Raw genomic sequence first — 12,884 nt, 5'->3', positions numbered from 1 at the left:
AATACGCGCCATTCCTCGTGAATATAAGTTAAAGTGAAATAATTGCTAATACTTTTTAAAGAAACGAGGAGGAAACGCGGAATGGAAATATTAAAAGTTAAAGCAACGTCGGTCCCTAATTCTGTAGCTGGTGCACTTGCAGGTGTTATTCGCGAACGCGGAACAGCAGAAATTCAAGCTATTGGTGCAGGTGCATTGAACCAAGCGGTAAAGGCAGTAGCAATCGCAAGAGGATTTGTAGCGCCTAGTGGTTTGGACCTGATTTGTATCCCAGCGTTTACAGATATTATGATTGATGGCGAAGAGCGTACAGCAATAAAATTAATTGTAGAACCTCGTTAAGTTTTAAACAACCTGTTTGCAGTATGCAAACAGGTTGTTTTTATAATGGAGGACTGAAAATGAAAATTTTTGATGCTCATTGTGACGTGCTTCTTCAGTTATGGAGTGCACAAGGGAAAAGGAATTTTAACGATGATTCACAATTACATATTACATTTGAACAGTTAAAGAGAAGAAAAGGAAGTATACAATGTTTTGCTATATATGTACCAGAAACAGTGGCATATGAAAACCGATTTGAAGCAGCATTACAAATGGTAGATATTTTTTATAATGAAATTTTATCCCTACCAGGTGTAAAGTTTATTCAGACAAAAGATGATATTAACATGTTAAAACAGGACGAGGTTGGAGCGATATTAACACTAGAAGGATGCGAAGCAATTGGAAAAGAAGCAATGAAATTACGGTTGTTGTATCGCCTAGGAGTACGTTCTTTTGGACTAACATGGAATTATGCCAATCTCTTAGCTGATGGTGCGCTAGAGACACGTGGGGCGGGTTTAACGAATTTTGGTAAACAGGTTGTACAAGAACTGAATGCGCTACATGTATGGACTGATGTGTCTCATCTAAATGAAAGAAGTTTTTGGGATGTTATAGAGATTGCAAAAAATCCTATTGCTTCCCACTCAAATTGTATGAAACTTTGCGAGCACCCACGTAATTTAAACGATGAACAACTTAAAGCTCTTATAAAGAAAAATGGCATGATCGGTGTCACTTTTGTACCGCAGTTTCTAACAAGTGAAAGGCAAGCAAATATAACTGATATCATAAAACATATCGAATATATTTGCTCGCTAGGTGGAGAAAACAATATAGGGTTTGGTTCAGATTTTGATGGGATTGTAGATACGGTTGTCAATGTATCTGCCTATGGAGATTATGAAAATGTCATGAATGAGCTTTATAAATACTATGCTGCATCTACTGTAGAAAGATTTTTATATGATAATTTTGTTGAACATATGAGTTTTTAAGTTTGCGGTTTAAAATTCAGAAAAATTAAAATTAATTCATTTGATTTTATTGCTTTTTTTAAGACCTAATACTAGAATGAAAAACAAAATAGCTTTATACTAAAGATTCAGGGAAATCAGAAGAGGCATAATTTGCGTCCGTTGTAGTTTATTTGCATAAAAAATGCTAAACTATTACTGTAAAAAAATACACTACAATGAATGCAGCCAAAAGGGGTGTAGGAGATGATTAGTCAACTTTCATGGAAAGTTGGAGGCCAACAAGGTGAAGGAATTGAAAGTACAGGAGAAATCTTCTGTATTGCATTAAACCGATTAGGATATTACCTATACGGTTACCGCCACTTCTCATCACGTATAAAAGGCGGCCATACAAATAATAAAATTCGTGTAAGTACAACAGAAGTACGCGCGATCTCAGATGATTTAGATATTTTAATTGCTTTTGACCAAGAAACAATTGATTTTAACTTCCACGAACTACGTCCAGGTGGAATTGTAGTTGCGGATGCGAAATTTAATCCAACAATACCCGACAATACAGATGTAAATCTATATGTGATACCGTTTACAGATATTGCTTCAGAATTAGGCACATCATTAATGAAAAACATGGTTGCTGTTGGAGCATCAAGTGCAGTATTAGGATTAGACGAAACAGCTTATTTAGATGTTGTTGAAGAAATCTTTGGTCGTAAAGGAGAGCAAGTCGTTCAAAAGAATATGGACGCAATTAAACGCGGCTCTCAATATATGAAAGAATTACTAGGTGAGAAAGTAAACATGATGCAGCTTGAAAAAGCTGATGGTAAAAAACGCATGTTTATGATTGGAAACGATGCAATCGCATTTGGTGCGGTAGCTGGTGGTGCTCGTTTTATGTCAGCATACCCAATCACACCTGCATCAGAAATTATGGAATACTTAATTAAAAAATTACCGAAAGTCGGCGGAACAGTAATCCAAACTGAGGATGAAATTGCAGCTTGTACAATGGCAATCGGCGCAAACTATGCTGGTGTTCGTACATTAACTGCATCTGCTGGTCCTGGTCTGTCATTAATGATGGAAGCAATCGGTTTAGCAGGTATTACAGAAACCCCATTAGTAATTGTTGATACACAACGTGGTGGTCCAAGTACGGGATTACCAACGAAACAAGAACAGTCTGACTTAATGGCGATGATTTACGGTACGCATGGTGAAATTCCAAAAATCGTAATGGCGCCAAGTACAGTTGAAGAAGCTTTCTATGACATTGTAGAAGCATTTAACTTATCTGAAGAATATCAAGTTCCTGTTATTTTCTTAACAGATTTACAGCTTTCGTTAGGAAAACAAACAGTAGAACCACTTAAATTAGATAAAGTGGAAATCCGTCGTGGTAAGCTTGATTTAGAAGCAGAATTACCAGAACGTGAAAATAAAGCATACTTCAAGCGTTATGAAGTAACTGAAGACGGCGTTTCGCCGCGTGTTTTACCTGGTATGAAAAATGGTGTTCACCATGTTACAGGTGTAGAACATGATGAAACTGGAAAGCCATCGGAATCAGCAATAAACCGTAAAGATCAAATGGACAAACGTTTCCGTAAAATGGAGAACTTGAAGTTTAATACCCCTGTTTATAAAAATGTTAAGCATGAAGAAGCAGATGTATTGCTTGTTGGATTTAACTCAACTCGTGGTGCGATCGAAGAGGCAATGACGCGTTTAGAACAAGAGGGTATGAAAGTAAACCATGCTCATGTGCGTTTAATTCACCCGTTCCCAACAGCTGAAATCGATCCACTTGTGAAAAAGGCGAAGCGTGTTGTAGTAGTAGAAAACAATGCAACAGGTCAACTTGCTAACATTATGAAAATGAATCTTGGTAATGGTGAGAAAATTTCTAGTCTTTTAAAATATGATGGAAACCCATTCTTGCCGAAAGAGATTTACAACGAATGCAAAAAAGGGGTTGTATTAAATGGCAACATTTAAGGACTTTCGTAACAGTGTAAAGCCAAACTGGTGCCCAGGTTGCGGAGACTTCTCAGTGCAAGCTGCAATTCAACGTGCAGCAGCTAACGTTGGCTTAAATCCAGATGAACTTGCTGTTATTTCTGGTATCGGCTGTTCAGGCCGTATTTCAGGTTATATTAATTCATATGGTGTGCATAGTATTCATGGTCGTGCCCTTCCGATTGCACAAGGTGTGAAAATGGCAAATCGTGATTTAACAGTTATCGCTTCAGGTGGTGACGGTGATGGATTTGCGATTGGTATGGGACATACAATCCATTCTATTCGTCGTAATATCGACATTACGTACATCGTAATGGATAACCAAATTTACGGATTAACAAAAGGGCAAACTTCACCACGTAGTGAAGCTGGATTTAAAACGAAAAGCACACCACAAGGTTCAATTGAACCATCACTAAATATAATGGAAATGGCTTTAACAGCTGGTGCGACATTTGTGGCGCAAAGCTTTTCGAGTGATTTAAAAGAATTAACACAAATTATTGAAGCTGGTATTAACCATAAAGGATTTTCATTAATTAACGTATTTAGCCCATGTGTTACTTACAATAAAGTAAATACTTACGATTGGTTTAAAGAGAATTTAACGAAACTAAGCACAGTAGAGGGATATGATCCATCTAATCGCATGATGGCTATGCAAACGTTAATGGAAAATAACGGTTTAGTAACAGGTTTAATTTATCAAAATACTAAGCAACCATCATATCAAGAACTTGTTAAAGGCTATAGTGAAGAGCCTTTAGTGAAATCTGATTTAAATATGGATCAGAAAATGTTTGATGAGCTTGTTGCTGAATTTATGTAATGTAAGAAGAGGAGGTTGCCGATTTGGCAACCTTTTTTATGTGCAAAAAATATAGGGTAGTTTTATTTACTTAGAAAATTCAGAATGGTAAAATAATATGTAAATCGTTGTATGAAAATGGCAAGTTCATTGCTTATGAAATGTAAGATAATAAAGGGCCTCTGAATTGTTAAAATTGGCGAAACACGTCATACTATGGTAATGTTTATAGGGATAAAGCAATATGCTTTTGGGTAGGACAACAAGAAATGATAAAAAGGGAATGTCTATTTGCGTGGGGAAGACTTCATTCTTATGAATGATTAGATTGATTACTCAAGTTTCAAAGGACAAGTTATCTCCAAGCTATCTAACCATTTTTGAGGTGAGTCTAAGCGCATTAAAATGGACTATAGAGTGTGTATAGTTAAGGGTGAAAGGAGATTACCGATGAACGAGCAACAACGATTAGCAAGTCAACAAGCAAATTCCTCTACGAAAAAAGAAGAGAAAGATTATAGTAAATACTTTGAAAGTGTATATCAACCACCTTCCTTAAAGGATGCGAAAAAGCGCGGGAAAGAAGAAGTTAAAATTGAACGGGATTTTGGCTTACCTGAAGAGTTTCGCAATTTTGGTACAGGCCGAAAGTTCTATATTCGTACATATGGTTGTCAAATGAATGAGCATGATACGGAAGTAATGGCAGGTATTTTCACAACACTTGGATATGAACCAACTTTTTCAACTGAGGATGCAGATGTAGTTTTATTAAACACTTGTGCCATTCGTGAAAATGCTGAAAATAAAGTGTTTGGTGAACTAGGCCATTTAAAGTCACTAAAACGAAGAAATCCGGACCTTTTAATTGGTGTATGTGGTTGTATGTCTCAAGAAGAATCTGTTGTAAATAAAATTATGCAAAAAAATCAGCATGTAGATATGGTGTTTGGAACGCATAATATTCATAGATTACCGTACATTCTAAAAGATGCGATGTTCTCGAAGGAAACGGTAGTTGAAGTTTGGTCAAAGGAAGGCGACGTAATTGAAAACCTTCCGAAAGTACGCCGTGGTGATATTAAAGCTTGGGTAAATATTATGTATGGCTGTGATAAATTCTGTACGTATTGTATTGTACCGTATACACGCGGAAAAGAGCGAAGTAGACGTCCAGAAGATATTATCCAAGAGATTCGTCACTTAGCTGCGAATGGTTATAAAGAAATTACGTTACTTGGTCAAAACGTAAATGCATATGGTAAAGATTTTGAAGATATAGAATACGGTCTTGGCGATTTAATGGACGAACTTCGTAAAGTTGATATTGCCCGTATTCGTTTTACAACGAGCCATCCACGTGATTTCGATGATCACTTAATTGAAGTGCTTGGCAAAGGTGGCAACCTAGTAGAACATATCCATTTACCAGTTCAATCTGGAAGTACGGATATGCTGAAAATTATGGCACGTAAATATTCGCGTGAGCATTATTTAGAACTTGTAAGAAAAATTAAAGAAGCAATTCCAGATGCAGTATTAACAACAGATATTATCGTTGGTTTCCCAAATGAAACAGATGAGCAATTTGAAGAAACGATGTCGTTATATCGTGAAGTAGGGTTTGATACTGCCTTTACATTCATTTATTCTCCGCGCGAAGGTACACCAGCTGCAAAAATGAAAGATAATGTACCGATGGAAGTAAAGAAAGAACGTCTTCAACGCTTAAATACACTAGTAAATACGTTGGCAATTGAAAAGAATAGTCGTTACAAAGGTCAAATTGTAGAAGTGTTAGTTGATGGGGAAAGTAAAAATAATCCAGAAGTACTTGCAGGTTATACTCGTACGAATAAACTTGTAAACTTCGTTGCTTCAAAATCTTTAATTGGTCAGCTTGTGAAAGTAAAAGTAACGGAAGCAAAAACTTGGTCTCTTAACGGGGAATTAGTTGAAGAGCCGATTGAGGTGAAATAATAGATGAAAGTATATTCGAAAGATGACATTGTTGAACAAGCGAAAGAATTAGCAAAAATGATTTCTGAAACAGAAGAGGTTGATTTTTTTAAGAAAGCAGAGGCGCAAATTCATAAAAATGAAAATGTAAAGCGCGCAATCGATGAAATTAAAGCACTGCAAAAACAAGCAGTAAACTTGCAACATTACGGGAAATGGGAAGCTTTAAAAAAGGTAGAAGCTGAAATTGATGCATTGCAAGATAAGTTAGACAGTATTCCAGTTGTACAAGAATTTAAATCTTCACAAACATATGTAAATGACTTATTACAGTTAGTTGCTAGTACAATTTCTAACAACGTAACAGATGAAATATTAATTTCAACTGGTGGCGATGTACTAAAGGGTGAAACTGGCGCAGCGGTAGAAAGTAAAAAAGGAAATTGTGGTTGTTAAAGAGATGTCATATTGACATCTCTTTTTTTTAGTTGATTAAACGTAAGTTCTTCTCAAAAAAAGAATGACACATTCCGCTATTGTCACGCATATGATTAAGTGAATAGTGATTGAGGAGGGTTACGAATGTCCGAATTTAGAGAGATTATTACAAAAGCAGTGGTTGGAAAAGGACGTAAGTATACAAAGTCAACGCATACATGTGAATCGAATAATGAACCAACAAGTATTTTAGGGTGCTGGGTAATTAACCACTCGTACGAAGCAAGAAAGAATGGGAAGCATGTGGAAATTGAAGGTTTCTATGATGTGAACACTTGGTATTCATTTGATGGAAATACAAAGACTGAAGTTGTAACAGAACGCGTGAACTACACGGACGAAGTCAGCATTGGTTATCGTGATAAAAACTTTTCTGGTGACGATTTAGAAATTATTGCTCGTGTTATTCAGCCACCAAATTGTTTAGAAGCGCTTGTATCACCAAACGGTAATAAAATTGTTGTAACTGTAGAACGTGAATTTGTAACAGAAGTAGTTGGAGAAACGAAAATTTGTGTAAGTGTAAATCCTGAAGGCTGCGTAGAATCAGATGATGATTTCCAAATTGCTGATGATGAATTTGAAGAATTAGATCCGAACTTTATCGTTGATGCAGAAGAAGAGTAATAGAAAGCTAGGGAGAAGTTCTTCCTAGCTTTTTACTTTACATAAGTGGCGCTGAATGAACATGATTCTTTATGAAATATGTTATAATGAAGATAGACTCCTGAAATAGGAGATATGGATGTCCGTGAAATGTGACATATATGAAAATTGATTACTATGTAAGAATTATGGAGGAAAAGTATGACGCAATATACCCCTATGATACAGCAATATTTAAAGGTTAAGGCAGACTATCAAGATGCCTTTTTATTTTTCCGATTAGGCGATTTTTATGAAATGTTCTTTGAAGATGCCGTTAAAGCAGCTCATGAGCTTGAGATTACATTAACGAGCCGAGATGGTGGCAGTAGTGATCGTATACCGATGTGCGGTGTACCCCATCATGCAGCTAAAAATTATATTGAACAACTTGTTGAAAAAGGATATAAAGTTGCTGTTTGTGAGCAAGTGGAAGATCCAAAAACAGCTAAAGGTGTAGTGCGCCGTGAAGTAGTACAACTAATTACGCCAGGAACGATGATGGAAGGGCGTACAATTGATGAGAAAGAAAACAACTTCTTAGCCGCATTAACACATTTTGAAGATGGATCATATGCTTTAGCTTGTAATGATTTAACGACTGGACAAAATACAGTAACGTTATTGACTGGTTCAGTAGAAGATATTTTATTGGAAGTGTATGCAACTGGTTCGAAAGAAATTGTTGTAGATTCTTCATTTTCTAAAGATGAATTAAATAAATTAACTGAAACGTTAAAAATGACAATTTCATATGAAGATGCAACGGCAATTCCTGAAGGATTAGAACATCTTGTGAAAAATGTTTCGCAAGCAAAGTTAATTAAAGCAATTGGACGCTTATTTAACTATGTGATAAGAACGCAAAAACGTTCATTAGATCATTTACAACCTGTAGAAATTTATTATACGAATCAATTTATGAAAATTGATGTGCATTCAAAGCGAAATTTAGAGCTGACGGAAACACTTCGAACGAAAGAAAAAACAGGATCATTATTATGGCTATTGGATAAAACAAAAACAGCTATGGGTGGTCGTATGTTAAAACAGTGGATGGAACGTCCACTTATTCAGAAAGAAAAAGTTGAAGAGCGTTTAGAAATGGTTGAAACATTTGTAAATGATTACTTCTTACGTGAAGATTTAAAAGAAAAATTAAAAGAAGTATATGATTTAGAACGTTTAGCAGGAAAAGTTGCATTTGGTAATGTCAATGCAAGGGACTTATTACAGTTAAGACGATCTTTACTTCAAGTGCCAGCTATTTTAGAAGCGATTAGTTTGTTAGATAATGCTTATGCAGCAAGGTTAATTCAAGGAGCGGATCCATGTGAGAGCTTAACTGAATTACTAGGAAGAAGTATTCAAGAAAACCCACCGCTTTCTATTAAAGATGGAGATATTATTAAAGACGGTTATAATGACAAGCTTGATCAATATCGTTACGTTAGTAAAAACGGAAAAACGTGGATCGCTGAGCTTGAAAAACGAGAGCGTGATATTACAGGAGTTAAATCGTTAAAAATCGGGTACAACCGTATTTTCGGCTACTACATTGAAGTGACGAAGGCGAATCTTGCAGCACTTCCAGAAGGCCGCTACGAACGAAAACAAACGCTTGCTAATGCTGAACGTTTCATTACAGATGAACTGAAAGAAAAAGAAACGTTAATTTTAGAAGCAGAAGAAAAAATTGTACAACTAGAATACGATTTATTTACAGCGCTTCGTGAAGAAGTAAAAGTATTTATTCCGAAATTACAACATTTAGCGAAAGTAATTAGTGAATTAGACGTACTGCAAAGTTTTGCGACAGTTAGTGAAGAAGAACAGTTTGTAAAACCTGTACTAACAACGAAGCGTGAAATCTTTATTAAAGATGGTCGTCATCCTGTCGTTGAAAAAGTATTGAACGGGAAATTGTATGTACCGAATGATTGTATTATGCCAGAGGAGATGGATGTCTTTTTAATTACAGGACCGAACATGTCTGGTAAAAGTACGTATATGAGACAGTTAGCACTTGTAACGGTTATGTCACAAATTGGTTGTTTCGTACCAGCAACAGAAGCAGTATTACCTGTATTTGACCAAATCTTTACGAGAATTGGTGCAGCAGATGATTTAATTTCAGGTCAAAGTACATTTATGGTCGAAATGTTAGAAGCGAAAAATGCAATTGCAAATGCATCAGAAAGAAGTTTAATTTTATTCGATGAAATTGGACGCGGTACATCTACGTATGATGGCATGGCACTTGCACAAGCAATCATTGAACATATTCATGACCAAATTGGTGCAAAAACGTTATTCTCTACGCATTATCACGAATTGACTGTGTTAGAAGAGAGTTTAAATCAACTGAAAAATGTACACGTTTCAGCAATTGAAGAGAATGGAAAAGTAGTATTCCTTCATAAAATTCAAGATGGAGCAGCTGATAAAAGTTACGGAATTCACGTTGCGCAACTTGCCGAGCTTCCAGATAGCTTAATTGCCCGCGCGAAAGAAGTGTTAGCACAACTAGAAGGACAGGAAGAAATTATTATTCCAAAGCGTGTAGAAGTAAAGGTACAAGAAGTTGTTCCAGAACCTGTAGTTGTAAAAGAAGAACCGGCAGAAATAGAAGAAAAGAAAGAAGAGACTGAAGAAGAGTCACAACTATCTTTCTTTGGAGGAGACCAATCTTCAAAAAAACAAGACAAGCCTGTGCTTGATCAAAAAGAAAGCGCAGTACTTGCGCAAATTAAAAAAATCGATTTACTTGATATGACACCTTTAGAAGCGATGAACGAATTGTATCGCTTACAGAAGAAGTTAAAGAAAGGATGAGTAAGTAGATGGGGAAAATTCGCAAACTCGATGACCAACTCTCTAATTTAATTGCGGCAGGGGAAGTAGTAGAGCGTCCTGCCTCAGTCGTAAAAGAACTTGTGGAAAATTCTATCGATGCGAATAGTACATCTATTGAAATCCACTTAGAAGAAGCTGGGTTATCGAAAATTCGTATCATTGATAACGGTGATGGTATTGCAGAAGAAGATTGTATCGTCGCTTTTGAACGCCATGCGACGAGTAAAATTAAAGATGAAAACGATCTGTTTCGTATAAGAACACTCGGTTTCCGCGGTGAGGCATTGCCGAGTATTGCCTCTGTTAGTGAATTAGAATTAATTACTAGCACAGGTGATGCGCCTGGTACACACCTCATCATTAAAGGTGGAGACATTATAAAGCAAGAGAAAACTGCGAGCCGAAAAGGAACAGATATTACAGTACAAAACTTATTCTTTAATACACCAGCGCGTCTTAAATATATGAAAACCATTCATACGGAGCTCGGGAATATTACAGATATCGTGTATCGTATTGCAATGTCACATCCAGAAGTATCGTTAAAACTGTTTCATAATGAAAAGAAATTGCTTCATACATCAGGTAACGGTGATGTAAGACAAGTACTTGCATCGATTTACAGTATTCAAGTTGCGAAGAAGCTTGTTCCAATTGAAGCGGAATCTTTAGACTTTACAATTAAAGGCTATGTAACATTACCAGAAGTAACGAGAGCATCTCGTAATTATATGTCAACGATCGTAAATGGTCGTTACGTTCGAAACTTTGTACTAATGAAAGCAATTCAGCAAGGATACCATACATTACTGCCAGTCGGCCGATATCCAATTGGCTTCTTATCGATTGAAATGGATCCAATGCTAGTTGACGTTAACGTACATCCAGCGAAATTAGAGGTTCGTTTTAGTAAAGAACAAGAATTGCTAAAGCTTATCGAAGAAACATTGCAAGCTGCATTTAAAAAAATACAGCTCATTCCAGATGCAGGCGTAACAACGAAGAAAAAAGAAAAAGACGAAAGTGTGCAAGAACAGTTCCAGTTTGAGCATGCGAAGCCGAAAGAACCATCCATGCCGGACATCGTTTTACCAACTGGCATGGATGAAAAACAAGAAGAACCGCTGCCTGTGAAACAGCCAGCACAACTGTGGCAACCGCCGAAACAAGAATGGCAACCACCACAGTCGCTCATAAGAGAAGAACAAAGTTGGCAGCCATCTACTAGACCGATAATTGAAGAACCAATTCGAGAAGAGAAATCGTGGGACAGTAATGAAGAGGACTTTGAACTAGAGGAATTAGAAGAAGAAGTTCGGGAAATAAAAGAGATTGAAATGAATGGGAATGACTTACCACCGCTTTATCCAATTGGACAAATGCACGGAACATATATTTTCGCTCAAAATGATAAAGGCTTATATATGATTGACCAGCATGCCGCGCAGGAACGTATTAATTATGAATACTTCCGTGATAAAGTAGGAAGAGTAGCGCAAGAAGTACAAGAGTTACTTGTACCGTACCGTATTGATCTATCTCTTACTGAATTTTTACGTGTCGAAGAACAGTTAGAAGAACTAAAAAAAGTCGGGCTATTTTTAGAACAATTCGGCCATCAATCCTTTATCGTCCGCTCACATCCAACGTGGTTCCCGAAAGGACAAGAAACAGAAATTATCGATGAAATGATGGAGCAAGTCGTTAAACTAAAAAAAGTTGATATTAAAAAGTTACGTGAAGAAGCAGCCATCATGATGAGCTGTAAAGCATCCATTAAAGCGAATCAATATTTAACGAACGATCAAATATTTGCTTTACTGGAAGAACTACGTACAACAACAAACCCGTACACATGCCCGCACGGAAGACCAATTCTTGTGCATCATTCTACTTATGAGTTGGAGAAGATGTTTAAGAGGGTTATGTAGGGTGAATAAAATTACATTTCAAAAGGGAGCAACATTTACTGTTGCTCCCTTTTAATATGTAGATTTAATTGTTAAACGAAAATAAGGTGGAGTAATTTTGCAGTTTATTTCTTGGTTGCGTTAGCTTAAATTTATCTATGTATAAAAAAGCGCTGTATACAGCACTTTTTAAAAGGTGCATGAATTGTATAATAAAGGTTTCTACATTACTAACCAAATAACTATGCATGGCCAAATGTTGCTTCTTATTTGGCTAATTGTTATAAGGATCTATACAATTATTTATTTTTATTATTATTGATTTTTTCAGTGTATAGAACTTGCTCTTTATAGTGCTTCTTAATTGGAAAGTTATGTGTACCTGTCCCGTTCTTGAATTTTTTATCAATGGGGTTCTTTAGAGGAACTGTTGTAGTTTCAGTAAATTCATATGGGTAATTTATTTTAGATTTATCTTCAAACATGAAAATGCCTCCTTTTAGGATCTCCTAAATTCTTTACTATAACATGATATGCATATAGATTTTTTTTGGACTAGTTATTTATATAGGTTAATGGAATTTAATTACATAACCACTGAAACATTTTAAAGGAAAACAATTTGAGAAGAAATGGTAAGGATAGCTGTTAGCTCCTATTGTTGTTTTTTTGTTTGACAGCACAGTGAATTATGCATATAAATTCAATATAGATTGTTTTTATAATATGGTTTATATGGGGTTTTCCTGATAATATAATGTGGGATATTATAGTGTTATTAGGTTATTAGGAACATTTAATGCTGTTTCATAACTGAAAGGAAATTGAAAAAAAACTGAAACTTTTCTCATAAAAATTCAATCTAACTTGAAAAAT

General features: G+C 35.9%; 10 protein-coding genes. 9 read left to right on the top strand and 1 reads right to left on the bottom strand.

Annotated elements, in window-relative coordinates; genetic code table 11:
* Nucleotides 1-81: 81 nt before the first annotated feature.
* The 9 genes from spoVS to mutL all read left to right on the top strand — a co-directional run bounded on the left by spoVS (nt 82) and on the right by mutL (nt 12,029).
* The gene (spoVS, locus tag BUA87_RS19495) at nt 82-342 is read left to right on the top strand and encodes a stage V sporulation protein SpoVS (protein WP_000404341.1); all 261 of its coding nucleotides are present in this window, start codon (nt 82-84) and stop codon (nt 340-342) included.
* 59 nt (nt 343-401) lie between these two features.
* Entirely contained in the window at nt 402-1,325 is a 924-nt protein-coding gene (locus tag BUA87_RS19490; protein ID WP_000688047.1) for a dipeptidase, read from the top strand.
* 225 nt (nt 1,326-1,550) lie between these two features.
* On the top strand, nt 1,551-3,308 hold the full coding sequence (locus BUA87_RS19485) for a 2-oxoacid:acceptor oxidoreductase subunit alpha (RefSeq protein ID WP_000625417.1): 1,758 nt from the start codon (nt 1,551-1,553) through the stop codon (nt 3,306-3,308).
* On the top strand, nt 3,295-4,161 hold the full coding sequence (locus tag BUA87_RS19480) for a 2-oxoacid:ferredoxin oxidoreductase subunit beta (RefSeq protein ID WP_071713495.1): 867 nt from the start codon (nt 3,295-3,297) through the stop codon (nt 4,159-4,161). The genes BUA87_RS19485 and BUA87_RS19480 overlap by 14 nt, the downstream gene beginning before the upstream one ends.
* Before the next feature lie 429 nt (nt 4,162-4,590).
* Nucleotides 4,591-6,120, top strand: coding sequence for a tRNA (N6-isopentenyl adenosine(37)-C2)-methylthiotransferase MiaB (miaB, locus tag BUA87_RS19475; RefSeq protein WP_001005391.1), 1,530 nt, complete (start codon nt 4,591-4,593; stop codon nt 6,118-6,120).
* 3 nt (nt 6,121-6,123) lie between these two features.
* Entirely contained in the window at nt 6,124-6,555 is a 432-nt protein-coding gene (locus BUA87_RS19470) for a YlbF/YmcA family competence regulator (RefSeq protein WP_000870460.1), read from the top strand.
* A 126-nt stretch (nt 6,556-6,681) separates the two neighbouring features.
* Nucleotides 6,682-7,224 carry an outer spore coat protein CotE gene (gene cotE, locus BUA87_RS19465; protein ID WP_001288799.1) on the top strand — a complete coding sequence of 181 codons (543 nt, stop codon included), beginning with the start codon at nt 6,682-6,684 and terminating at the stop codon, nt 7,222-7,224.
* A gap of 180 nt (nt 7,225-7,404) precedes the next feature.
* Nucleotides 7,405-10,077: a DNA mismatch repair protein MutS gene (gene mutS / locus BUA87_RS19460; protein ID WP_065229237.1), complete on the top strand. Its 2,673-nt coding sequence runs from the start codon at nt 7,405-7,407 to the stop codon at nt 10,075-10,077.
* Nucleotides 10,078-10,085: 8 nt separating this feature from the next.
* Complete coding sequence (mutL, locus tag BUA87_RS19455) at nt 10,086-12,029, top strand: DNA mismatch repair endonuclease MutL (RefSeq protein ID WP_016080555.1); 1,944 nt, start codon at nt 10,086-10,088, stop codon at nt 12,027-12,029.
* A gap of 278 nt (nt 12,030-12,307) precedes the next feature.
* Here mutL and BUA87_RS19450 read toward each other — a convergent pair whose 3' ends face one another.
* A complete protein-coding gene (locus BUA87_RS19450; protein WP_000461138.1) occupies nt 12,308-12,493 on the bottom strand; it encodes a hypothetical protein in 186 nt (61 codons plus the stop codon).
* Between the last annotated feature and the right edge of the window lie 391 nt (nt 12,494-12,884).

The organism is Bacillus sp. bc15, from assembly GCF_900142585.1.
GTDB classification, from domain to species: Bacteria; Bacillota; Bacilli; order Bacillales; family Bacillaceae_G; genus Bacillus_A; species Bacillus_A cereus.
Note: the sequence above shows the minus strand (reverse complement) of the source record. Positions and strands in the feature narration are given on the sequence as shown.